We start from the raw sequence: 22,819 nt of genomic DNA on the forward strand, positions 1-22,819 counted from the left end.
ATGGCCGTCCTGACCGAAGAACAGACGATGCTGCGCGACGCCGCCAAGACCTGGTCGCAGGAAAGCGCCCCGGTCTCGGCCCTGCGCAAACTGCGCAACGAGCGCTCCGGGCAGACCTTCGATCCGGCCGCCTGGAGCGAGATGGGCCAGATGGGCTGGGCGGGCGTCGTCGTGCCGGAGGCCTATGACGGCTCGGGCTTCGGCTATCTGGGCCTTGGCCTGATCCTGGAGGAGACCGGCAAGACCCTGGCGGCCTCCCCGCTCCTGTCCACGGCCCTGATCGCCGCCTCGGCCCTGGAACTGGGCGGCTCCGACGCCCAGAAGGCCGCCTGGCTGCCGAAGATCGCCACCGGCGAGGCGGTCGCCACCCTGGCGATCGACGAGAGCGCCCACCACAATCCGACGCGGATCGCCCTGACGGCCACCCAAAGCGGCGACGGCTGGACCCTGAACGGAACCAAGACCTTCGTCCTCGACGGCGAGGCCGCCGACCTGCTGATCGTCGCCGCCCGTACGTCGGGCCAGAGCGGTCAGAGCGACGGCGTCACCCTGTTCCTCGTGCCCGGCGACGCGCCTGGCGTCGTTCGCACCCACCTGTCGCTGGCCGACAGCCGGGGCGCGGCCCAGATCGCCTTCGACGGCGTCGAGGTCGGATCCGAGGCGGTCCTGGGCGAGGTCGATAAGGGTTGGGCGGTCCTGGAGCCCGTGCTCGATCGCGCCTATGCGGGCCTGGCGGCCGAGATGCTGGGCACGGCCAGCGCCGCCTTCGAGATCACGCTCGACTACCTGAAGACCCGCACCCAGTTCGGCCAGGTGATCGGCACGTTCCAGGCGCTGCAGCACCGCGCCGCCAAGTGGTTCACCGACCTGGAGACCACCCGCTCCTGCGTCGAGGCCGCGCTGGAGGCCCTGGACGCCGGCGCCGACGCCCGCGCCCTGTCGTCCCTCGCCAAGGCCAAGGCCAGCGAAGTGCTGCACCTGGCCTCCAACGAGATGGTCCAGATGCACGGCGGCATCGGCATGACCGACGAACACGACTCCGGCCTCTACATGAAGCGCGCCCGCGTGGCCGAGGCCCTGCTTGGCGGGGCGTCGTTCCACCGCGACCGCTACGCGCGGCTGATGGGTTTCTAGGAGCACGAGGCGGAGCTCCACCCTAGGAACCGCCCTCCCCGCGACAGGTTCTCCTGCCCTCATCCCCGAAGGCAGGAGAACGCCATGAGCACCGATCCCCACGACAAGGCCGATGTGGAAAAGCGCCTCTGGAAAGAGGTCGAGAGCGCCCGCTTCGGCATGCTGGGCCTCGTCCACAGCCACCAGCACTATCAGCCGATGACCGCCTTCGCCGAACCGGAAAGCGGCCAGATCTGGTTCTTCACCCGCGACGACACCGATCTGGCCCAGGCCGTCGCGGCCGACGGCGCCGATGCGATGTTCGTCGTCCAGGCCAAGGACGGCGACTTCCAGGCCTGCATCGGCGGCCGCCTCAGCCGCGACCACGACACCGCCCGCATCCAACGCTGGTGGTCGCCGATCGTGGCCGCCTGGTATCCCGACGGCCAGGACGACCCGCACCTGACGCTGCTGCGCCTCGACGCCCGCGACGCCGAACTGTGGATCTCCAAGGCAGGCGCGATCCGCTTCGCCTGGGAAATCGCCAAGGCCAATCTCACCGACCGCAGGCCCGACCTCGGCGATCGCGCCCACATCGGCATCGCCTGAGTCCGTTCACGGACTGATCGGGCGATCAGGGCCGCGCCATCGACGGTGCGGCCCTTTCCTTTGCGGCAGGCGGCGACGGCTCGTTGATTTCTCTGTAGTTTCAGCCTCGCCCAACACTCTTTGTCGGGAACCCGACATAGACGAGATAGTCGGAGCTATTGCGCCCCATACGGCCACAATATAGCCCCACCTCGATTTACTCCCGACGACGCCTGCATTGCGTCGGCTACCTGACAGCGCCGCACCCCAGTCCTGCCTATAGCTTGCAACCCTTGCCGCAAGCCGGCGTTCGATTCGCCATGACAGGGCCTCTACATCCCTTGAAGAACCGTCTGCTCGCTTCTCTGCCCCCCGAGGATTTCGGCTACATCGCCGCCCAGCTGTCCCATCAGGACCTGGAGAAGGGGAAGCTGCTGTACGATCCCGGCGACCCGATCGACACGGTCTACTTCCCGCACGACTGCGTCATCTCGCTGATGACGCTGATGGAGAACGGCGCGGCCATCGAGTCGGCCACCATCGGGCGCGAAGGCGGCCTTGGCCTGATGGCCGCTATCTCGCCGCGCCAGTCGCTGTCGCGCGCCATCGTCCAGGCGCCGGGCGGGGTTTCGCGCATCAGCGCCTCGGCCCTGCGTGAAGGGGTCGAGCGCAGCGCGATCCTGCGCGACCTGATCGAGCGCCACAATGACGCGCTGTTCGGCCACGCCATCCAGTCGGTGGCCTGCAACGCCCTGCACGCGGTCGAAGCCCGCTTCTGCCGCTGGCTGCTGGGGTTCCGCGACCGCATAGACGTCGACACCATAAGCCTGACCCAGGAGTTCCTGGCCGACATGCTGGGCGTCCAGCGCACCACGGTCACCGCCGTGGCCGGCGCACTGCAAGCCAAGGGCCTGATCCGCTATCGCCGCGGCGTGGTCGACATCCTCGACCGAGCGGGCCTCGAGGCCATCGCCTGCGAATGCTACGGCGCGGTGAGGAAGGGTTATGAACGGCTGCTGCCGGAACCGTTCGGCAGTTAGCTGCGGCCGCGACCATGGACCACCTCTCCCAGAGGGAGAGGGAGGGGCCTATGCGCAGCATGGGAGGGTGAGGGGTTACACCGTTGGCGGTCCCATCCCTCCCCTCTTCATTCCAGGCAAAAGAAAAGGGGGGAAGCCGGCCAGCGGCTTCCCCCCTCACCCTCCCACGTCCTGCGCACGCGGGCCCCTCCCTCTCCCCATGGGAGAGGTTGGAGGTTTCTACCGCTTGCGCACCGGGAACGGCGCGTGCGCCAGGCGCAGCAGGTTGGCCGCGCCGGGGGCGCCGAAGGGCGTGCCGGCGACGATCAGGATGCGCTCGCCGGGCTTGGCCAGGTCCAGTTCCAGGGCCCGGGCGGCGGCGTCGGTGGTGACGACCTCCAGGCTGTCGGGCTGGGCGCTGACGCGCGGCTCGACGCCCCAGACCAGGGCCATGCGACGCACGGCCTCGATCTTCGGCGACAGGGCCAGCACCGGCTGCAGGGGCCGTTCGCGGGCTAGGCGGCGGGCCGTGGCGCCCGTGGTGGTGAAGGCTACCAGGCACTTGGTCGAACCCGACTTGGCCGCGCCGGCGGCGGCGACCACCAGCACGTCGGCGTCTTCGTCGACATGCGGCTGCTCGGCCTGCATCAGTTCGGGCCAACGCGGGTCGCGTTCGACGCGCTCGATGATGCGGTTCATCATCGAGACGGCCTCTTCCGGATAGTCGCCGGCGGCGCTTTCGGCCGACAGCATCACCGCGTCGGCGCCCTCGTACACGGCGTTGGCCACGTCGGAGGCCTCGGCGCGCGTCGGGGTCGGCGAGCTGGTCATCGACTCCAGCATCTGGGTGGCGACGATCACCGGAATGCCGCGCTCGCGAGCGGCGCGCAGGATTTCCTTCTGCGCCACCGGCACCTCTTCGGGCGCCATTTCGACGCCGAGGTCGCCGCGGGCCACCATTACGCCGTCGCAGAGGTCCAGGATCGGACCCAAGGTCTGCAGGGCCTGGGGCTTTTCGATCTTGGCCAGCACCGCGGCGCGGCCTTCGACGATGCGACGCAGTTCGGCCATGTCTTCCGGCGCCTGCACGAACGACAGGGCGATCCAGTCGACGCCCAGGCGCAGCGCGAACGCCAGGTCCTCGCGGTCCTTCGGCGTCAGGGGCGACATCGGGATGATGACGTCCGGCACGGCCACGCCCTTGCGCTCGGACAGCTTGCCGCCGTTGACGACCGTCGTGTTGGCGTAGCCGGGGCCGGCTTCGGTCACGGTCATCCGCAGCTTGCCGTCGTCGAGCAGCAGGGTCGCGCCCGGCTTCATCGCGGTCAGGATTTCGGGATGGGGGAGATGAACCCGCGTTTCGTCGCCCGGGGTCGGATCGGAATCGAACCGGAAGGCCTGGCCGGGCTTCAGCTGAACCGGACCGTCGGCGAACTTGCCGACGCGCAGCTTGGGCCCTTGCAGGTCGGCCAGGATGCCCAGCGGACGCCCGACCACCGCCTCGGCCGCGCGAATGGCGGCGTAGACGGCGGCGTGGGTTTCGTGGGCGCCGTGGCTGAAGTTCAGGCGGAAGACGTCGGCGCCGGCCGTGGCCAGCTTGACGATCATTTCCGGCGAGCTCGAGGCCGGGCCGATGGTGGCGACGATGCGGGAACGACGCGCGCGGATCATGCGGCCGCTCCTTTGTCAGTTTGGGGGATTATTTGGGACAGAAAGCGTCGCCCTCGTTGGACGCCAGCTGGATTTCGGTGAGCGAAATCGCCAGCGGCCCCGAGGTGCTCAGGCCGAAGGGAGACGAAACGTGCGCCATTTGGGCGCCCGCCGCCTGGAAACAGGAAAGTTTGATCTTGGCGGATCGCCATTCGCCGATTTTCGAACCTGACAACGTTGACGTTACGTCTAGCCTCCCACCGCAGGATTCGCCACAACCGACAGTCAGATAAACCGGCGCAACCGGAGCCTTGTCGACTCGCCACCGCACGAGCACGGCCATGTCGCCGGTGGTCTGGCGCGAGAGGTCGACGGGCGGCCCCTGCACCGCCAGCAGGCCTTCGCCCTCGCCCGTCCAGGTGGCCTGGCGGCCGTTTTCCTGGGCTCCGGCGTCGATCGTCTTGACCGCGCCCGCGCCCGAGAAGCTCAGCATCCACGGGGCGGGCACCCGGCCGGCGACGAAATAGCGGTCGACGCTGGCGGCGGTTCCGAGGTCGCCGGCGCTCTCCGACAACTGCGCCACCTCTGCCGGCTTGGCGTAGGACAGGCCGTAGCCATAGGCGAACTGCGGGTCATAGCCGGGCTGGCCGCGGTTCAGCGGACCCTGGTCGGCGCGCTTGGGCCAGCTGAACGACAGCTTGCCGGTGAAGTCGCGCCTGGACTTGCCGTCCTTGCCGGCCACCAGCACGTCGGCCACGCCGCCGCCTTCCGAGCCCGGCAGCCAGGCCGCGACGAAGGCGTCCGAAGCGTTGATCTCGGGGTTCACCCACAGCGGGCGGCCCGACAGGAACACCGCCACGACCGGGATCCCCTGCGCCTTCAGTTTCTTGAGGAGCTCCAGGTCGGTCTTGCCGTTCGGCTGGTAGGCCAGGTTGGCCACGTCGCCCTGGAACTCGGCATAAGGATCCTCGCCGAACACAACGATGGCCACGTCCGGCTTCTGGCCCGTGAACTTGCCGTCCTTGGCCAGGGTCGCCTTGCCGCCGGCGGCCTCGACCGCCTCCTTCAGGCCGCCCCAGATCGACTGGCCGTTGGGGAAGTCGCTGTTCTTGTTGCCCGTGCCCTGCCAGGTCAGGGTCCAGCCGCCCGAGGCCTTGCCGATGTCGTCGGCGTCGCCGGCGACCAGCACCTTGGCGCCGGCCTTGATCGGCAGCACGCCGTCGTTCTTCAGCAGCACCAGAGATTTCGCCACGGCCTCGCGGGCGACGGCGCGGTGATCGGCCGAGCCCAGGCGGTCGAACTTGCCCTGCACCTGCGGCGCCACCCGGTCGAACAGGCCCGACTTGACCTTGACCCGCAGGATGCGGCGCACCGCGTCGTCCAGGCGCGCCATCGGGATTTCGCCCGACTTCACCTGCTTGACGGTGTTCTCATAGAGGCCCTTCCAGCTGTCGGGGGCCATGTACATGTCGAGGCCCGCGTTCATCGCCTGCGGGCACGACACGTTCGAGCAGCCCTGAAGCTGGCCGTGGGCGTTCCAGTCGCTGACCACGAATCCCTCGAAGCCCATCCGCCCCTTAAGGACGTCGGTTATCAGGGTCTTGTTGCCGGTGATCTTCTGGCCGTTCCAGCTGGAGAACGAGGCCATCACCGTCAGGATGCCGGCGTCGATGCTGGGCGGATAGCCCTGGGCGTGGATCGCGACCAGCTCCTGCTCGGAGATCACCGCATTGCCCTGGTCACGGCCGTCCTGGGTGCCGCCGTCGGCCAGGAAGTGCTTGGCGCTGCCGGCGATGCGGCCCGGCGCGATCGGCTTGCCGGGCGAAAGCTTGCCCTGCAGGCCCAGCGTCATTGGCCCCGAATAGCTGGCGACGATCTCCGGATCCTCGCCATAGCCTTCATAGGCGCGGCCCCAGCGGTCGTCGCGCGGCACGGCCACCGTCGGGCCGAAGGTCCAGTCGCCGCCGACCACCGCCACCTCTTCGCCGGTGGCCTGGCCGATGCGCTCGATCAGCGCCGGGTCGCGCATCGCGCCCAGGCCGACATTGTGGGGAAAGATGGTCGCGCCGACGATGTTGTTGTGACCGTGCACGGCGTCGATGCCGAACATCAGCGGGATCGGCGTGCGCCCCGGACGCTTGGCCAAGGCCTCCTTGCGATAGGCGTCGACCAGGTCGGTCCAGGCCTTGGGCGTGGCGCGGTCGTTGCCGTCAGGCGCCGAGTTGCCGCCGGCCAGGATCGAGCCCAGCGGATAGGTCGCCAGGTCCGCCGGGGTCATCGAGGCGATGTCGCCCTGGATCGTCTGACCAACCTTCTCCTCGACGCTCATCTTGCTCATCAGCTGGGTGATGAAGGCCTCGGTCTTGGCGTCGGTGATGCTGGCCGGGCTCTTGGCCGCGGGCCACAGCTCGGGATGGGCCGTGGTCTGCGGGGTCGTCGCGATCAGGCTCGGCTCGCCCGCCAGCGCCGGCAGGGCCAGGCCCAGGGTCAAGGCCAGCGACGAGGCGCGGAGGAGCGGACGGCGAAGCTTCATGACGGGGCCCTTGAAAGCGAGAAAATCCGAAAAGATCGGCGCGGCGAGCCCGCCGCGCCGCAGTGGGAGCAACCCCTTGCAGGAGGGGCCTCCAGCAACGCGTCCACGCGGCCGGAGGGGGGAACCGACAGCCGGAAGACGGCATCCCGCCGACGCAATGCGCCGACGCTGGAGCGGGATGAGAGACGACGGATGACGAAGGCCGCGGCGCGATCGCGCGCTGGTCGGCCAAGCGGTTTCCTTCCCTTGTTTCGTTTCGCGACGGTCACGCCCGCCGCCCTTCGAGGCGCGTGGCGATAGCGGTCACATGGATCAGACACCATTTCCTGACAGCGCTGTCTATCTTCTTTTTGTATCGTTTCGTTTCCCTCGCCCGCCTGCCCGCTCAAGCCGCCGGACGCGCCCGGCCGGCGATCATGTCGAGCGCCGCGTCGTGCGAGGGCGCGGCCTGCACGATCTCGGCGACGCGCCGCCGCCAGCCGGAAAGGCCCTCGCGCACCTGCGAAAGATCGCAGAGTTCGACCAGCGGATCATGGGCGGCCGGCCGTACGCCCATGCCCTCCAGCACGTAGAACCAGGAAAGCTCGGTGAAGAGCTCGGTCGGCCGGTGCGGGATGCGCCCCGTGCCGCGATAGAGCGCCAGCCGGTCGGCGAGGCCCGGCGGCAGGGCCGCGTGCGCCCGCTCGCGCCAGAACGGCTCGTCGCGCCGCGTGGGCTGGTAATGCAGCACGATGAAGTCGCGCGCCGCCTCGTACTCGGCGATCAGGGCCTTGTTGTAGTCGGCGATGTTGGCCGCATCGAACCCCTTGTCCGGGAAGTGGTCGAGCAGCTTCATCAGGCCGCTGCTCACGAAATGGATGCTGGTCGACTCCAGAGGCTCGATGAAGCCCGAGGCGAGGCCCAGCGCCACGACGTTGCGGTTCCAGAACGCCCTGCGGCGACCGCCGGTGAACTTCAGGATGCGTGGTTCGGTCAGAAGTTTGCCGGCTTCGCGCTCCAGGTCAGCCAGGGCCTCGTCGTCGCCGACATGGGCGCTGGAATAGACGTAGCCGTTACCGGTGCGATGCCGCAGCGGGATCCGCCAGCGCCAGCCGGCCGGCCGCGCCGCGGCCTGGGTGAAGGGCGGCGGGTTGGCGTCGCGCGCGGTCAGACCCGCCACCGCCCGGTCGCAGGGCAGGAAGTCGCTCCAGTCCTCGTAGCCGGTCTTCAGCGCGCCCTCGATCAGCACGCCCCGGAAACCCGAGCAGTCGATGAAGAGATCGGCCGCCAGCCGTTCTCCGCCGTCCAGCACCAGGGCCTCGACGAAGCCATCGTCCTTGAGGGTCGCGCCCTCGACGCGCCGCTCCAGCCGGCGCACGCCGCGCTGCTCGGAATAGGTCCGCAGGAATTTCGCCACCAGTCCGGCGTCGAAGTGCAGGGCGTGGCGCATGCCGCCCAGGGGCCCCTGCCCGTCGGCGAAGGCCATGCGGCCCGCGTCGCCCAGCGCCGTGGCCAGGCTATAGGCTTCGACGCGGGGATCATCGCCCGCCGCCCGCAGCCTGTGCCAGATGTGATGGAAGGGCCGGCGGTCGACCGACGGCCCGAAGGTTCCGAACGGGTGCCAGTAACGCTCGCCCACGACCCGCCAGTCGTCGAAGCGGATGCCCAGCTTGAAGCTGCCCTCGGTGGCGGCCATGAACTGGCCCTGATCGATCTCGAGCAGCCGCAGGAAGTCGAGGATCGGCGGAATGGTCGCCTCGCCCACCCCGACGGTGGGGATCTCGGCGCTCTCGACCAGGGTGATGGTCGTCTTCGTCCCGCGCAGCACCTGGGCCAGCACGGCGGCGGCCATCCAGCCGGCGGTGCCGCCGCCCAGGATGGCGATCGAACCAATGGCGCGATCCATGGCGTTTCCTCCCCGTTCGCGCCCTCTGGCGGAGCGCGTGTCAGGAAAAGAGCCGGCGACGGGCTCGCAAGATCTCCGTCGCCGGCATGAGAGGACTTACATCCCCAGCTTGAACCGCGCGCCCAGCACGATCCGGCGATCAGCCGTGGCGTAGCGGAACGGCAGGTTCTCCCACTGCAGGTAGCGGCCGGTGGGCTCCTCGGTCAGGTTGATGCCCTCCAGGACGACCTTGATCGCCGGGGTCACCTGGTAGCCGACCTGGGCGTCGAGCTGGCCATAGGCCCGCTCCCACGTGCCCAGGCTGTGGCGGTCCGCGCCCGAGCCGAACGAGAAGTCGCCCTGGTAGCTCTTGTCGCGCCAGGCGTAGGAGACGCGGGCCTCGAAGCCGTGTCCTTCATAGAAGCCCTGCAGGTTGAAGGCGTGCTTGGCCACGCCCGGGATCGGCAGGTTGTCGTCGTAGTCGTTCGACTTGGAGGTCTCGGAGTCGGAGAAGGTGTAGTTGGCGTTGAAGCCGAACCCGTTGTCGAAGGCGTACTGCGCCGCCAGTTCGACGCCCTTGATGCTGCCGCCGTCGCCGTTCACCGGCGCGGTGTAGACACCCAGGGTCGCCCCCTCGACCGAGCCGTCAGCCACGGTGCGCGGCACGGTGTCGGTCTGGATGAACGAGTCCACGCTCTTGTAGAAGAACGCGCCCGAGATGATGCCGCTACGCCCGAAGTAGCGCTCGTAGGCGATGTCGAACTGCGAGGCGCGATACGGGTCGAGGTCCGGGTTGCCGCCGCTGCCGTTGGTGTAGAGGAAGCGGTTGAGGTTCGGACCCGGGGTCGAGCTGCGGGTGAAGTTGAAGGCCGAGCCCTGGCCCAGCTGGAACAGGTCCTGACGCGACACGACCCGGGCCGCCGACACGCGCACCTTGTCGCTGTCGTTGACGTCGAACACCGCGCTCGCGCTGGGCAGGACGTCGGTATATTCGCGGGTGGTCTTGATGGCGTCCGGATTGCCGATGACGCCGTTCCAGCTGTCGGTACCCCAGTACCAGGGCGAGGTCGGCGTGCCGCTGGAGTCGATGGTCAGCTCGGTGCGCACGACGCGGACGCCGGCATTGACGTGATAGCGATCGCCCGAGCCGCCCAGGTCGACCATGCCGTAGCCGGTGGTGGTGCGCTCCTTGATGCGGAACGATTGGATCGGGTCGGCGAACTTCTTGAACGGCGTCGAGGAATAGAGGTTCGACAGCCAGGCCACCGGGTTTTCCATCTGGCTGCGGTTCTGGAACAGCGCCGTGATGCCGCCGACCGTCAGGGTCTCGAACCGCTCGGGGTTCGACGCCGCCGTCTGGTAGGGCGTGATCAGGGCCGGCGAAGCGCCGAAGCGGCCGTCGTCGGTGGCGGTCTGGCCGCAGTTCGGACGACCCGGCGTACCGGCCGGCAGGCCGCACGACTTGAAGCCGATGGCCCCGTCCTGGAAGTAGCCGTACGGGGTCCAGTCCTGGCCGTAGGTGCGGCCGTTCAGCTCGCCCTTGCCCGAATAGTCGGCCAGCAGCTGCCAGAACTCGGAGTCGATCTTGCGCTCGGCGTAGCGGACGCCGGCGCTGATCACCAGGTCGCCGGTTTCGCCGAACTCGGGCCGCCACTTCAGGTCGCCGCGGATCGAGGTGTTGTCGATCTGGGTGTCTTCGCCAAACACCCAGTGCGACTTGGCGAACACGCTGGAGGGCGTGGTGAACTGCGCCGCATTGGCCGGGGTGAACTTCGGATTGTCGCCGTTGGCGTAGCTGTAGGTGAAGGTGGCCGGGGCGGTGGCGTTGGGCGTCAGGCCCGCGGCCGTGCCGTTACGCACGGTGTACTGGGTGTAGCGCACGTCGTTGTTGGCGCTGGCGCTCTCGTAGTCGGCGGTCGAATAGGCCGCGCGCACGCTGCCGGTCACGCGCCCGCCGTTGTCCCAGTTCAGGGCGACCTGGAAGTTGTCGGTCTTGGCCTGGGAGTCTTGCAGGTACGAGGTGCCCTCGGCCGAGTTGGCCGTGACCGTGCCGCTCTGCAGCACGCCGTTGCTGTCGACGCTGGCGCCGGCGGCGTAGGTGGCGTTCTCGTTGGCGAACGGGAACTTGATCGAGGCCTCGCTGGTCTTGATCTTCAGGTCCGAGTGGAACCAGTCGCCGGTCAGCTGCAGCGAGTCGGTCAGGGCGAAGTCGAGGTTCAGCGAGGCGCCGAGGCGCTTGCGCTCCTGGTCGCGGTAGGTGGCGTAGCGATACTCGGGCGACCACACGTCGAGGGTTCCGCCGCCGACCACCGGCCGGTCGTTGAACGCCCAGCCGCCGCGGTTCTCGCCGCCCAGGACGTCGGTGTGCAGCTCGGTCTTGTCGTAGGACACGGTGCCCAGCACGGCGAAGCGGTCGCTGAACTTGTAGCCCAGCACCAGCGAGCCGGTCGGGTTCCAGTCGGTCTCGCCGGCCTTGTTGCCGCGCAGGTCGCCGGCGATCGTGATGTCGTCGCGCAGGCTGCGGGCGTTGCGGGTCTTCAGGTTGATGATGCCGCCCAGGCCGCCTTCCAGCAGCGAGGCGTCGGGCGACTTGTAGACGTCGACCCCGCCGATCAGTTCGGACGGAATGCCTTCTAGCGAGTTGGTCTGGTTGATCTTGCCCTCGCCCAGGCGGAACAGCTCCATGCCCGAGACGAAGATGTCGTTGTTCAGCACCGTGACGTTCTGGTCGAGACCGCGGATGCGAACCCGGGTGCCCTGGCCGTTCTCGCGGTCGATCTGCACGCCGGGCAGGCGCTGCAGCGACTCGGCGATGTTCTGGTCGGGGAACTTGCCCATGTCCTCGGCGGTGACCGACTCGATGATCAGGTTCGAGTTCTTCTTGGCCGACAGCGAGCTCTGCAGCGAGGCGCGGAAGCCGGTGACGATCACCTCCTCAACCGAGGATGGTTCCTGGGCCGAGGCCGGAGCCGCCGCATCGGTCGCGGCGGTCTGGGCCATGGCCTGGCCCGCGCCCAGCAGAACGACCGAGGACGCCGCCGCCATCAGCGCGTTCCGGGTCGCGTAAGTCTTCGAAATCATGAGCATTCCCCTAGGTTACGGCCGCAGAGAGCCGATCTCCGCCGACGGTGTCGACGTGAGCAAGTTCGCCAGTTTTTCGGGATGCCTTGCGCATCCTCCCTTGTTCTCCGGCCCTTCTCGGGGGTCGGCAGATGCAACCTAGGAGTAACGCGACAGCGCTGTCAATGGACAACGCTGTCAACCGCGTAACAAAATTCGCTTTCTTTATTTGTATGATTTATCGACGAAAGCGGCTCAGGCCGTCGCCGGGGCCGCCTTGAAGGGTGCAAGGGCCACGACCCGGCGTCCCAGGGCCATGCCTGGCTTCTCGACGAAGCGATAGGTCAGCCAGCCCAGCGGCAGGGTCAGCGCGGTCGCCACGAACTGAACCGCCAGGGTCTCGGGTTGCGACAGGACGCCGGCCAGCCGCTCGACGAGCGTCACCGCCAGGACCTGGACGGGACGATGCAGCAGATAGACCGAGAACGAGATCGTGCCCGCCCAGACCACGGCCTTGCTGGAGAACAGCAGGTCGAACGCCTTGCCCGACAGCCCCCTGCCCTGCCCCCAGACGAGGAAGCAGTAGAACGGAAGCCAAAGCAGCAGGGTGAGCGCCTCCTTGTAGAGGAGGACCAGGGCCGCGGCGCCGGCGAACATGGCGGGCGTCAGGGCGTTGGCGCTGACCTTGCGAAGGTGGGGCAAGGCCAGCCGCGAGGCGATGCCCACCGCGAACGGGCCGATGTTGCCCGCCAGGTGGGACGCCACCTCGAACGAGCCGAACACGCCCAGCCGGTAGGACGCGAACAGGCCCATGCAGACGACGATCAGCACGGCGGCCCGCGCCGGCGTACGAATCATCGCCAGCACCAGAGGGGCCACGAGGTAGAACTGCCATTCGAGCGAGATGCTCCAGGCGGCCGGCAGGAAGGTCATCGGCGCGCGCGGCAGCACCTCGCCGGGAACCAGGCCGTGCAGCATGACCGCGTGCAGGCCAAGGTGAGCCCAGAAGTTGTCGCGCTGCTGGTCCTCCAGCTGGACGATGCTGTCGACATAGGGCGTCCAGGCCGGCCCGCTCCAGTCGCGCGATTGGACGAAATCGCTCATCAGCGGGATGATCAGGTAGCCGATCAGGCAGCACAGCACGAAGCACGGATAGAGGCGGAAGAACCGCCGCACGACGTAGCGGCCGTAGCTCTCTTCCTTCGTGGTCAGCAGATGGGTGATCACGAAGCCGCTGACGATCATGAAGATCTCGACGGCGACAGCGCCCTTCATGACGATCTTGAACGGTCCGGGAAGGTCGAAATACCCGGCCATCTGGAAGGCGTGGCCAATGGCCACCCACAGCGCCAGATACCCTCGCAGCCCCTCGATCGCCTTGAAGTTGGATTCAACGGCCATAGTCGAACGCTCGCTATCGCTTGCCACCCGCCAGGATCAAGCACGCAAGTTCGACGAGCTCATGACAAGCTGAGCCATTCACTTAAGATTGAGCTTGGCCGTACGGATCCACAAAACGCGCAACCTATGCGGCCGATTGCTCAGTTGCTGGCCGGTCCCGTCGACTCGCGCACCACCAGCTCGAAATCCAGCAGGCGCGAGGGAACCGCGCCGTCCTCGCCCTTCAGGTCGCCGCTGAGCAGCAGGTCGGCCGCCGCCGCCGCCATGGCCTGGATCGGCTGGCGCACGGTGGTCAGCTGCGGCCAGACGACCTTGGCGCCGGGCGTGTCGTCGAAGCCGGCCACCGACAGGGTCTCGGGCACGTTCAGGCGCAGGCGGTTGGCCACGGCCATGACGCCCAGGGCCATGTCGTCGTTGGAGGCGAAGATGGCGGTGGGACGATCCTCGCCCGCCAGCAGGGTCTCGGCCGCCTCGAAGCCGGAGCGGAACGAGAACCAGCCCTGGGCCACGCGATCCTCGCGCACCGCCAGGCCGTGGTCGGCCATGGCTTTCGCATAGCCGTCGTAGCGCAGGTGGGCCGCGCCGTGGTCGGGGTGACCCTTGATGAAGGCGATGTCCTTGTGGCCCAGCTTGATCAGGTGGGCGGTCATCTCGTAGGCGGCCGCCATGTCGTCCATGCGCACATAGGCCGAGCGGTCGAGATCGCGATCGGGCGACAGGCGCACATAGGGCACGCCCTCGGCGTCCAGCACCGCCAGGACCCGGACATCGTCGCAGACCGGCGGGGTCAGGATCACGCCGTCCATGCGCAGGGTGGCCAGCATCGGCGCCACCTGCTCCTCGACGTCGCCCTCGGAATCGAGCGGCTCGACGATCAGGTGATAGCCTTCCGTGCGGCAGCGGCCGATGGCGCCCAGCTGCACGTCGGTGACGTAGGCGGGGCTCGGGTTGTCGAAGAACACCCCGATCAGATAGGCCTTGGAGCCCGCCAGGCTGCGGGCCGAGATGTTGGGCCGGTAGTTCAGCGCCGCCACCGCCTCCTGCACCCGATCACGGGTGTCGGCCTTGACGTTGGGCTCGCGGTTGAGCACCCGCGACACGGTCTTGATCGATACGCCCGACATGCGGGCGACGTCGTGGATCGTAACCTTGGCGTTCAAGAAATGGCCTCGCGCGGCGTTGATTCAGCCTTCAAGCGAGACAACAAGCCATGACAACCTTGTCAAGGCGACCCCTTTTTGAACGGGGCTGCTGAAAACGGGGGACCTGCTGGAGGCTTCCGTAACGAAAACCTCGCTCCTCCTCTCCCGAAAATTCCCCGCGAAGGCGGGGATGCTCGGAAAGAAAAGCGCCTACGAAATCGAGGCCTGGCCGTCCGGGGTCATCGCCACGGCCGCGCCGATCAGCGCGGTGTGCGGGTGCAGGATCACGTGGGTCGGGATGTCCTTCACGTAGTCCGACAGCCGTCCCTTGGCCTCGAAACGCTCGCGGAAGGCGCTGGCTTCCAGCAGGTCGATGATCCGGGGCGCGATGCCGCCGGCGATGAACACGCCGCCGCGCGCGCCCAGCGCCAGGGCCAGGTCGCCCGCCGTCGAGCCGAGAATGGCGCAGAAGCGCTCGACCGTGGTCTTGCAGCATTCACGGCCGGCCACGGCGCCCTCGGTGATGGCCTTGGCGGCCAGTTCCTCGACCGGACGGCCTTCGATCTTGGCCAGCAGGACGTGCAGGTCCTCCATGCCGGGACCGGCCAGGATGCGCTCGACCGACACGCGGCCGTACTTGGCCTGCAGGCCGCGCAGAATCTCGATCTCGATCTCGTCGACCGGGGCGAACGAGATGTGGCCGCCTTCGGTGGTCAGCGGCGTGTCGCAGCCGTGGCGGCGCACCATGCCGGCGGCGCCGAAGCCGGTGCCCGGGCCGATGATCGCCAGGTCGCCCTCGCCCGAGGTCGGCAGCGGGCCGATCTGGCGCAGGTCCTTGGGCGACAGACGCGGCGCGGCCAGGGCCTGGGCCGTGAAGTCGTTGATCAGGCGGGCGTTACGGAAACCGCCCGCGCGGCGCAGGCTGTCTTCCGACAGGCGCCAGTCGATGTTGGTGAAGTGAACGGCGCCGTGCTCGATCGGGCCCGCCACCGCGACCACGGCCTGGTCGGGATGCTTGACCCCCACCTTGGCCAGATAGTCCTCGATAGCGTCCTCGGCCGTGTCGTAGTCCTCGCCCTTGTAGGCGGTGGGCTCGATCAGCCGGGGATCCGGACCGTCGAAGTCGACCAGGGCGAAGCGCGCATTGGTGCCGCCGATGTCTCCGACGAGGCCCAGGCCGTGTGCGTTGGCGCCGTTCATGGGTTTCCCGTTCCCTTTAAGCAAACAGCACGGACGCGCCGGCGTCGGCGGCGCCGACCCCGTGTCGCATCCAGCTGAACAGTTCGCGCCCGAAGCCCGGCTTGGACGCCGGGACTGGTGCAGGCGTGCGGGCGAGGAGTTCCGCCTCGTCCACATGGATGAAGAGTTCGCCGGTGTCGGCGTTCATGGTGATCACGTCGCCATCCTGGACATAGGCCAGCGGCCCGCCCTTGGCGGCTTCGGGCGTCACGTGGATGGCGGCCGGGGTCTTGCCCGAGGCGCCCGACATGCGGCCGTCGGTGACCAGGGCCACCTTGTGGCCGCGGTCGAGCAGCACCGAGATCGACGGCGACAGGTTGTGCAGTTCGGGCATGCCGTTGGCCGACGGGCCCTGGAAGCGAACCACCACCACCACGTCGCGGTCGAGCTCGCCGCGCTTGAAGGCGGCGATGAAGTCTTCCTGCTCCTGGAACACGGCGGCGGGCGCGGTGATCACGTGGTGCTCGGGCTTCACGGCCGAGATCTTGATCACGCCGCGGCCCAGGTTGCCGGCCAGCAGCTTGAGGCCGCCTTCCTTGCTGAAGGGGTTTTCGACCGGGCGCAGGATGGCCTCGTCGAGCGAGTTTTCCGGGCCTTCGCGCCACTTCAGTTCGCCGTCCTCCAGGTAGGGCTCCTGGTGGTAGTTCGACAGGCCGGGGCCGGCGATGGTCAGCACGTCCTCGTGGGCCATGCCGGCCTTCAGCAGTTCGCGCACCACGAAGGCCATGCCGCCGGCGGCCTGGAAGTGGTTCACGTCGGCCGAGCCGTTCGGATAGACCTTGGCCAGCAGCGGCACGGCCTTGGAGATGTCGTCCAGGTCTTCCAGCGTCAGGATGATGCCGGCCGCCTTGGCCATGGCCACGATGTGCAAAGCCAGGTTGGTCGAGCCGCCGGTGGCCATCAGGCCCACGACGCCGTTGACCACGGCCTTCTCGTCGATGACCCGGCCGACCGGGATCCACTCGTTGCCCTTGTGGGTGACGGCGGCGACGCGGCGGGCCGATTCCTTGACCAGCGCGCTGCGTAGCGGGGTGTTGGGATGCACGAAGGCCGAGCCCGGCAGGTGCAGGCCCATCAGCTCCATCAGCATCTGGTTGGTGTTGGCCGTGCCGTAGAAGGTGCAGGTGCCCGGGCCGTGATAGCTGGCGCTCTCGGCGGCCAGCAGTTCGTCGCGGCCGACCTTGCCCTCGGCGTAGAGCGCGCGGATGCGGGCCTTCTCGGAGTTCGGCAGGCCCGAGGTCATCGGGCCGGCCGGCACGAACACCGCCGGCAGGTGGCTGAAGGTCAGGGCGCCGATGACCAGGCCCGGAACGATCTTGTCGCAGACGCCCAGGTACATGGCCGCGTCGAAGGCGTCGTGGGTCAGGGCGACGGCGGTGGCCATGGCGATGACGTCGCGCGAGAACAGCGACAGCTCCATGCCCGGACGGCCTTGGGTGACGCCGTCGCACATGGCCGGCACGCCGCCGGCGAACTGGGCCGTGGCGCCGGCCTCGCGGGCGGCTTCCTTGATCAGCGCCGGATACTCTTCCAGCGGCTGGTGGGCCGACAGCATGTCGTTATAGGCCGAGACGATGCCGAGGTTGGGCGCGTTCGGATCCAGCGCCCGCACCTTGTCGGCCGCCGGCGAGGCGGCGAAGGCGTGGGCCCAGTTGGCGCACGAGAGCTTGGCGCGGCCCGGCTGGGCCAGGGCGGCGGCCTCCATCTGGGCCAGATAGGCCTCGCGGGTCGGACGGCTGCGCTCGATGATCCGCTGGGTGATCTGCGCGATGACGGGATTGAGGGCCATCAGAACTTACTCCGCCCAGAGGATGCGGACCGGGGCGCGGTCCTGCTTCAGGATCCTGGCGATCGGCAGGTCGGGATCGACCTGGCCTTCCAGGAGCTCACGCTTGGCCTCGCCCGTGACCAGCAACACGATCAGCGACGCCTGAATCAACGCCTGGAAGGTCAGGCTGATCCGCGGCAGGTCGGGGGCCGGCTCGCCCTTGGGAACGGCGACGACCAGGCGGTCGGTGTCGGGATCCAGGCCCGCGGCCAGGGCCGGATTGCCCGGGAAAAGCGAGGCGAAATGGCCGTCGGCGCCGACGCCCAGCAGCACCACGCCGAACGGCAGGGCGTCGGCGACGCCCGCTTCGGCCTTGGCGGCCGAGGCTTCGTGCTCGACGCCATCGAAATAGAGCGGCGCGAAGGCGGCCTTGGCCGCATCGCCCGTCAGCAGGTGGCGACGCACCAGGGCCTCGTTGCTGCCCGGGTGATCGACCGGCACGAAGCGATCGTCGCTGAGGGTGACCGTGACCTTGTCCCAGGGAACGGTCAGGGACGACAGGCGGTCATAGACCGGCGCGGGCGTGGTGCCGCCGGTGGCGGCGAACCCGGCCTTGCCGTGGGCGGCCACGGCCGTGGTCAGGGCGCCGGCGATGGTCGAGGCGGCCGCGTCGTAGAGGGCTTCGCGGGTCGAGAAGACTTCGAGCTTGGGCATGTTGCGCATCCCTCTCTTACGACTTCCAACCGCGGCCTTGCGGCGCGATCAGCGAGGCGGCGCTTGCCGGCCCCCAGGTGCCCGCGGCGTAGGTCGCCGGCTCGATGCCGGCGTCGGCCCAGGCCTTGGCCACGCCGTCGACGAACCGCCACGCGGCCTCGACCTCGTCGCGACGGACGAACAGGGTGCGGTCGCCGCGGAACGCGTCCAGCAGCAGCTTCTCGTAGGCGATCCGGCGACGGGCGCCCGGCGCGGCCATGTTCAGCGACAGCGGCAGCGACTGCAGGCGCATGCCCTCTTCCGACAGGCCCGGACGCTTGGTCATCACCGACAGCGAGATGTCTTCTTCCGGCTGCAGGTCGATGACCAGGCGGTTGGCCTGCATCTCGCCCTGGGTCACCTGGCCGAAGATGTTGTGCGGCACGGGCTTGAACTGCACGACGATCTGGGTGCGACGGTCGGGCAGGTTCTTGCCGGTGCGCAGGAAGAACGGAACGCCGGCCCAGCGCCAGTTGTCGATGGCCACCTTCATGGCCACGAAGGTCTCGGTCTTGGACGGCTGGCCGACCTCGTCGAGATAGCCGGTGCGGGCCGTGCCCTCGACCACGCCCGCCACGTACTGGCCGCGGACGGTGTCATGCGCCACGTTGTCCTTGGTGAAGGGGCGCAAGCTGCGCAGCACCTTGACCTTCTCGTCGCGCACGGCGTCGGGGTCGAAGCCCGACGGGGCCTCCATGGCGACCAGGCACAGCAGCTGCAGCAGGTGGTTCTGCAGCATGTCGCGCAGGGCGCCGTACTCGTCGTAATAGGGCCAGCGGTCGCCGACCTTCTCGGTCTCGGCGATGGTGATCTGGACGTGGTCGATCGACTTGTTGTCCCACAGCGGCTCGAACAGCACGTTGGCGAACCGCAGGGCCGTCAGGTTCTGGACCGTCTCCTTGCCCAGGTAGTGGTCGATGCGGAAGATCTGGCTCTCGTCGACCACGGCGCCGACGGCGGCGTTGGTGGCCTTGGAGCTTTCGAGGTCGCGGCCGATCGGCTTTTCCAGCACCAGACGCGTCGAGGGGCCGGTCAGGCCGGCGGCCTGCAGGGCCTGGCAGGCGGACGGATAGAGGCTGGGTGAGACCGCGAAGAACACCGTCAGAGAGTCATGGCCGCCGATCTTGTCGGCCAGGGCCTTGGCCCCCTCCTCCTTGGTGATGTCCACCGAGAGGTAGTCGAGGCGGGCGGCCAGGCGCTCCCAGGCGGCCTCTTCGACATTGGCGCGCTTGCCCAGGTGCTCGCGCACCAGCTTGCGGTAACCGGCGCCGTCCAGATCGCCGCGGGCGACGCCGAAGATGCGCAGGTCACGCGGCAGCAGCCGGTCGACTTCCAGGAAATACAGCGACGGCAGAAGCATCCGCAGGGCCAGGTCGCCGGCGCCTCCGAGGAGCACCAGGACGTCGCGGCCCGTCTCACCGTTATCGGCTTTTTTCTTGGTCAATTTCGTCCACCCTATGACAACGTTGTCATGACATGCCCGTGCGCGCTTGGCAAGCATGGGGGTCGGTCCGGCCCGAGGCCGACCCCAAAAACCGCGCTATGGCGGCCCCTACCTAGGCCCTTTGTCGGCCGGTCGCCATAAGACCAATCGCATTTCAAGAACGCGTCACACGGCTTGTCCGCGCCGCCTTTTTCGGGGCATCACCTGCCCATGAGCACGACCCTTCGCCGCGCCGTCCCCGATGACGCCGAGACCTTGTCGGCCCTCGGGGCGCGCACCTTCACCGAGACCTTCGCCCACCTCTATCCGCCCAAGGACCTGGCGACCTTCCTGGCCTATGCCTACGGCCTGGAGCGCACGCGCCGCGACCTTTCCGATCCGGCGAAGGCCAGCTGGATCCTCGAGCTGGACGGCCAGGCGATCGGCTACGCGCTGGCCGGCCCCTGCGACCTGCCCCACCCCGACGTGCAGGCCGACCACGGCGAGCTCAAGCGAATCTACGTGCTGAAGGACCACCAGGGCGGCGGCCGCGGCTCGCTGCTGCTGAACACGGCCCTGGAATGGCTGGAGAAGGACGGCCCGCGCCCGCTGTGGATCGGCGTCTGGTCGGAGAACTTCGGCGCCCAGCGCCTCTATGCCCGCATGGGCTTTGCGAAGGCCGGCGAGTACATCTTCCCGGTTGGCGAGACCCAGGATCGGGAGTTCATCCTGCGGCGGGGGTGAGGGCGTCTACTCCGCCCTCCACACGCCCGTCATCCCGGCCGCAGCGAAGCCGAGAGCGACAGCCCAAGCTGTGGGTCGGCAGCACGACAGGCGTCCAGGCCGCGCTAGTTTGATCCAGTTAAAACCCGGGCGGGACCCGCTCGACTTCGAAAAGACGCCCATCGCTGTCTTCGAAAAGCACGACGTCCAGAAGCTCATCCCCTTGACCGCCAACCTGGCCCAGAGGGGTTTGACCAGGTGAGGATGGAACATGGCCTGGCAGGTGAAATCGCAGCATCGAGCGATCCGCCAGCAACACCTCGATCTCGGCGGCGGCCAAGTCTGCCAACATCTGATCTCGCTTTAGAGGCGCAAGCCTGGCGATGATCAGATTGATCGCTTTCAGCTCATGGTCGGTCAGCTCGGTCATGAGCGACCATACCTCCATAAGCTGAGCTTCTCAGAGCTTAATCCCTCAATGCCCCGGACGCGGCTCGAACGAGCGCTTCTCGTCCTTCAGGTCCACGCAATCCTTGTCGGGCTTCTGGCCATGCTGGGCCTTGGGCTCCGACTTCGAGAAAGCGAAGTCCGTCGTGGGTTTCTGGTGCTGGAACGGCTTGGTCATCATGGCGGCGCCTCCCGTCTGAACATCACTCTACGCGCCTTGCCGGCGCTTTTCATTTGATAAGGCTCAAGCCGCCTCGCACAGCGCGTCCAGCTGCTGCACGTCGACGGCCACGCTGAGTTCCGAAAGCCCCGGATCGCCGATCACCGTGCCCGAGACCGGCAGGGCCTCGGCGGGGGTGCGGGTGGCGGCCACCCGGATCAGGTCTTCGGATTCGGCCAGACCGTTGGTCGGATCGAACTCGGTCCAGCCCAGGTCGGGCAGGAACACCTCGCACCAGGCGTGGGTCGCGCCCGCGCCCCGGATTCCGCCGTGCGAGGGGCTGTAGATGTAGCCCGTGGCGAACATCGCCGCGTAGCCCAGCCGCCGCAGGGCCTCGACCATCAGCCAGGCGAAGTCGCGGCAGGTGCCCGCCCCGCGCGCCACGGTCAGGGCCGGGCTCTGGGTGCCCTCGGCCGACCGCGCCTGGTATTCGAACTGATCGTGGATCGTGGCGTTCAGGCGCAGCAGGAAATCCACCGCCGGCTCGTCCGGCCGCTCCATCTGCTCGCGCAGCCAGCGCAGCATCACCCGGTCGGCGTCTTCGGTGGCCGGGCGTATGAACGGATCCAGCACCGCCCGGTCCTCGCGGCCGTAGACGATCGGCGAGACCGTGTGCGGATCGGCCACCGCCTGGTCGGTCAGGGGCGCGGGAAAGCGATCGATGACCAGGCTGCTGGTGATGGTCAGAAAGTCAGCCTCACCCTCCGGCTGGAAGGTGCAGACGCAGTTGCCGCTGGCGTCGTAGCTCCAGCGCGTCTGGCCGGGCAGCGAGGTCGCCAGCCTGGCCTCGACGATGCGGATGGCGTGGCTGTCGCGCGGCCGGATCAGCAGCCGATGCGGCCCGAACGCCACCGGGCGTTCGTAAGCGTAACGGGTCTCGTGAGTGATGCCGAGCCGAGCCATGGGGCCACCTTAACCCCCGACCTTCGCGATCGTTCCTCACATGCCGGTGATTCGTGCGGATGATCGGAAGTTGAGCTCGTGCGCGCTGGTGCAAATCAAATCCTCCCCCTCTGGGGGAGGTGGCCCAGAGGGCCGGAGGGGGGCAGCGCAGCTTGCGCCGTGCAATCCCCCTCAGTCGCTCCGCGACAGCTCCCCCAGAGGGGGAGCATCACCCCTAAGCCGCGAACCCGGCCTCGGCGAAGGCCAGCATGCGCTCCAGCAGCGAGACCACGTCGGCCTCGCTGGTCTGGCCTTCCGACAGCACGTTCAGGCGGTCAAACTCGGCGAAGCGGTTGTTGTGCAGCATCCCCAGGGTGAAGTGCAGCCGCCAGTAGACGTCTTCCGGCGACAGGTCCGGACGGGCCTTCAGGAGGGCGTCGGAGAAGCGGCGCAGGTGCGAGACGTCGGTCTTCAGCACCTGGCGGATCTCGTCGGTACCCTCGCTGCGGGCGCGGATCAGGAACTGCAGCGAGATGCGGCGCTCGTGATCGGGGGCCAGCCAGCGCAGCGGCGGGGTCAGCAGGGCGGCCAGGATCTCGCGTACGGGGGGCGCGCCCGCGTTGCGGTCGTTGGCCTCGTGCAGCATGCGGGCCCGCTCGCGGTTGAGCTCGGCCGTGCGGCGCTTGAAGATCTCGAACAGCAGGGCGTCCTTGGAGCCGAAGTGATAGTTCACCGACGCTAGGTTCACGCCCGCCGCGGCGGTGATGTCGCGCACCGACACGTTCTGGAAGCCGTGCAGGGCGAACAGCCGCTCGGCCGCCGTGAACACCAGGTTCTTGGTGACGGCTTCGGTTTCCTGCGCCTCGGCGTCCTGGCCGGCGGCGATCTCGGTGGTCGAACTCAAGACTTCAATCCCCTTTACCCCTAGGGAACCCTTACAAGCGTTCGAATTTGGCGCAAGCGTCAAGATGCGCCGAGGTCTGAGGAATTTCGT

Annotated in this window: 18 protein-coding genes; 4 read left to right on the forward strand and 14 right to left on the reverse strand. The window is 68.2% G+C overall.

Annotated features, from left to right (window positions below; genetic code table 11):
• The 3 genes from AC1DCG_RS07855 to AC1DCG_RS07865 all read left to right on the forward strand — a co-directional run bounded on the left by AC1DCG_RS07855 (nucleotide 1) and on the right by AC1DCG_RS07865 (nucleotide 2,741).
• Entirely contained in the window at nucleotides 1-1,134 is a 1,134-nt protein-coding gene (locus AC1DCG_RS07855) for an acyl-CoA dehydrogenase family protein (RefSeq protein WP_477028971.1), read from the forward strand.
• Nucleotides 1,135-1,218: 84 nt separating this feature from the next.
• Nucleotides 1,219-1,722 (forward strand): pyridoxamine 5'-phosphate oxidase family protein, encoded by a 504-nt coding sequence (locus AC1DCG_RS07860; protein ID WP_477028972.1) that lies wholly within the window; start codon nucleotides 1,219-1,221, stop codon nucleotides 1,720-1,722.
• Between the two features lie 320 nt (nucleotides 1,723-2,042).
• Nucleotides 2,043-2,741 carry a Crp/Fnr family transcriptional regulator gene (locus AC1DCG_RS07865; RefSeq protein ID WP_477028973.1) on the forward strand — a complete coding sequence of 233 codons (699 nt, stop codon included), beginning with the start codon at nucleotides 2,043-2,045 and terminating at the stop codon, nucleotides 2,739-2,741.
• Nucleotides 2,742-2,960: 219 nt separating this feature from the next.
• On the opposite strand, the gene pyk is transcribed toward AC1DCG_RS07865, so the two are convergent.
• From pyk to zwf, 10 genes are all read right to left on the reverse strand, one after another.
• The gene (gene pyk, locus AC1DCG_RS07870) at nucleotides 2,961-4,391 is read right to left on the reverse strand and encodes a pyruvate kinase (RefSeq protein WP_165260410.1); all 1,431 of its coding nucleotides are present in this window, start codon (nucleotides 4,389-4,391) and stop codon (nucleotides 2,961-2,963) included.
• A gap of 28 nt (nucleotides 4,392-4,419) precedes the next feature.
• Nucleotides 4,420-6,903, reverse strand: coding sequence for a glycoside hydrolase family 3 protein (locus AC1DCG_RS07875; protein WP_477028974.1), 2,484 nt, complete (start codon nucleotides 6,901-6,903; stop codon nucleotides 4,420-4,422).
• A gap of 385 nt (nucleotides 6,904-7,288) precedes the next feature.
• Nucleotides 7,289-8,788: a tryptophan halogenase family protein gene (locus tag AC1DCG_RS07880; RefSeq protein WP_477028975.1), complete on the reverse strand. Its 1,500-nt coding sequence runs from the start codon at nucleotides 8,786-8,788 to the stop codon at nucleotides 7,289-7,291.
• Nucleotides 8,789-8,884: 96 nt separating this feature from the next.
• The gene (locus AC1DCG_RS07885; RefSeq protein WP_477028976.1) at nucleotides 8,885-11,848 is read right to left on the reverse strand and encodes a TonB-dependent receptor; all 2,964 of its coding nucleotides are present in this window, start codon (nucleotides 11,846-11,848) and stop codon (nucleotides 8,885-8,887) included.
• 234 nt (nucleotides 11,849-12,082) lie between these two features.
• Complete coding sequence (locus tag AC1DCG_RS07890) at nucleotides 12,083-13,228, reverse strand: acyltransferase family protein (RefSeq protein WP_477036655.1); 1,146 nt, start codon at nucleotides 13,226-13,228, stop codon at nucleotides 12,083-12,085.
• A gap of 140 nt (nucleotides 13,229-13,368) precedes the next feature.
• Complete coding sequence (locus tag AC1DCG_RS07895; protein ID WP_477028978.1) at nucleotides 13,369-14,388, reverse strand: LacI family DNA-binding transcriptional regulator; 1,020 nt, start codon at nucleotides 14,386-14,388, stop codon at nucleotides 13,369-13,371.
• Nucleotides 14,389-14,580: 192 nt separating this feature from the next.
• Nucleotides 14,581-15,570 carry a glucokinase gene (gene glk / locus AC1DCG_RS07900; RefSeq protein ID WP_165260422.1) on the reverse strand — a complete coding sequence of 330 codons (990 nt, stop codon included), beginning with the start codon at nucleotides 15,568-15,570 and terminating at the stop codon, nucleotides 14,581-14,583.
• Nucleotides 15,571-15,586: 16 nt separating this feature from the next.
• Nucleotides 15,587-17,398 carry a phosphogluconate dehydratase gene (gene edd, locus AC1DCG_RS07905; protein ID WP_477036656.1) on the reverse strand — a complete coding sequence of 604 codons (1,812 nt, stop codon included), beginning with the start codon at nucleotides 17,396-17,398 and terminating at the stop codon, nucleotides 15,587-15,589.
• Nucleotides 17,399-17,404: 6 nt separating this feature from the next.
• Nucleotides 17,405-18,091 carry a 6-phosphogluconolactonase gene (gene pgl / locus AC1DCG_RS07910; protein WP_477028980.1) on the reverse strand — a complete coding sequence of 229 codons (687 nt, stop codon included), beginning with the start codon at nucleotides 18,089-18,091 and terminating at the stop codon, nucleotides 17,405-17,407.
• A gap of 16 nt (nucleotides 18,092-18,107) precedes the next feature.
• Nucleotides 18,108-19,574 (reverse strand): glucose-6-phosphate dehydrogenase, encoded by a 1,467-nt coding sequence (gene zwf, locus AC1DCG_RS07915; protein WP_477028981.1) that lies wholly within the window; start codon nucleotides 19,572-19,574, stop codon nucleotides 18,108-18,110.
• A gap of 210 nt (nucleotides 19,575-19,784) precedes the next feature.
• Here zwf and AC1DCG_RS07920 point away from each other — a divergent pair, with 210 nt between their 5' ends.
• On the forward strand, nucleotides 19,785-20,297 hold the full coding sequence (locus AC1DCG_RS07920; protein WP_477028982.1) for an N-acetyltransferase family protein: 513 nt from the start codon (nucleotides 19,785-19,787) through the stop codon (nucleotides 20,295-20,297).
• A 118-nt stretch (nucleotides 20,298-20,415) separates the two neighbouring features.
• On the opposite strand, the gene AC1DCG_RS07925 is transcribed toward AC1DCG_RS07920, so the two are convergent.
• From AC1DCG_RS07925 to AC1DCG_RS07940, 4 genes are all read right to left on the reverse strand, one after another.
• Complete coding sequence (locus tag AC1DCG_RS07925) at nucleotides 20,416-20,706, reverse strand: hypothetical protein (RefSeq protein WP_441792661.1); 291 nt, start codon at nucleotides 20,704-20,706, stop codon at nucleotides 20,416-20,418.
• 45 nt (nucleotides 20,707-20,751) lie between these two features.
• The gene (locus AC1DCG_RS07930; protein WP_205691735.1) at nucleotides 20,752-20,904 is read right to left on the reverse strand and encodes a hypothetical protein; all 153 of its coding nucleotides are present in this window, start codon (nucleotides 20,902-20,904) and stop codon (nucleotides 20,752-20,754) included.
• Nucleotides 20,905-20,967: 63 nt separating this feature from the next.
• Nucleotides 20,968-21,846 (reverse strand): transglutaminase family protein, encoded by an 879-nt coding sequence (locus AC1DCG_RS07935; RefSeq protein ID WP_165260436.1) that lies wholly within the window; start codon nucleotides 21,844-21,846, stop codon nucleotides 20,968-20,970.
• Between the two features lie 214 nt (nucleotides 21,847-22,060).
• Nucleotides 22,061-22,729 (reverse strand): TetR/AcrR family transcriptional regulator, encoded by a 669-nt coding sequence (locus AC1DCG_RS07940; protein ID WP_116568394.1) that lies wholly within the window; start codon nucleotides 22,727-22,729, stop codon nucleotides 22,061-22,063.
• Nucleotides 22,730-22,819: the final 90 nt, after the last annotated feature.

Source organism: Caulobacter sp. 10L414 (assembly GCF_056395525.1).

Excerpts from the sequence above, each read along its gene's own strand:
- AC1DCG_RS07855 (WP_477028971.1), top strand. The coding sequence starts at position 1 with ATGGCCGTCCTGACCGAAGAACAGACGATGCTGCGCGACGCCGCCAAG.
- AC1DCG_RS07860 (WP_477028972.1), top strand. The coding sequence starts at position 1,219 with ATGAGCACCGATCCCCACGACAAGGCCGATGTGGAAAAGCGCCTCTGG.
- pyk (WP_165260410.1), bottom strand. The coding sequence starts at position 4,391 with ATGATCCGCGCGCGTCGTTCCCGCATCGTCGCCACCATCGGCCCGGCC.
- AC1DCG_RS07875 (WP_477028974.1), bottom strand. The coding sequence starts at position 6,903 with ATGAAGCTTCGCCGTCCGCTCCTCCGCGCCTCGTCGCTGGCCTTGACC.
- AC1DCG_RS07880 (WP_477028975.1), bottom strand. The coding sequence starts at position 8,788 with ATGGATCGCGCCATTGGTTCGATCGCCATCCTGGGCGGCGGCACCGCC.
- AC1DCG_RS07885 (WP_477028976.1), bottom strand. The coding sequence starts at position 11,848 with ATGATTTCGAAGACTTACGCGACCCGGAACGCGCTGATGGCGGCGGCG.
- AC1DCG_RS07890 (WP_477036655.1), bottom strand. The coding sequence starts at position 13,228 with ATGGCCGTTGAATCCAACTTCAAGGCGATCGAGGGGCTGCGAGGGTAT.
- glk (WP_165260422.1), bottom strand. The coding sequence starts at position 15,570 with ATGAACGGCGCCAACGCACACGGCCTGGGCCTCGTCGGAGACATCGGC.
- edd (WP_477036656.1), bottom strand. The coding sequence starts at position 17,398 with ATGGCCCTCAATCCCGTCATCGCGCAGATCACCCAGCGGATCATCGAG.
- pgl (WP_477028980.1), bottom strand. The coding sequence starts at position 18,091 with ATGCCCAAGCTCGAAGTCTTCTCGACCCGCGAAGCCCTCTACGACGCG.
- AC1DCG_RS07920 (WP_477028982.1), top strand. The coding sequence starts at position 19,785 with ATGAGCACGACCCTTCGCCGCGCCGTCCCCGATGACGCCGAGACCTTG.
- AC1DCG_RS07925 (WP_441792661.1), bottom strand. The coding sequence starts at position 20,706 with ATGACCGAGCTGACCGACCATGAGCTGAAAGCGATCAATCTGATCATC.
- AC1DCG_RS07930 (WP_205691735.1), bottom strand. The coding sequence starts at position 20,904 with ATGATGACCAAGCCGTTCCAGCACCAGAAACCCACGACGGACTTCGCT.
- AC1DCG_RS07935 (WP_165260436.1), bottom strand. The coding sequence starts at position 21,846 with ATGGCTCGGCTCGGCATCACTCACGAGACCCGTTACGCTTACGAACGC.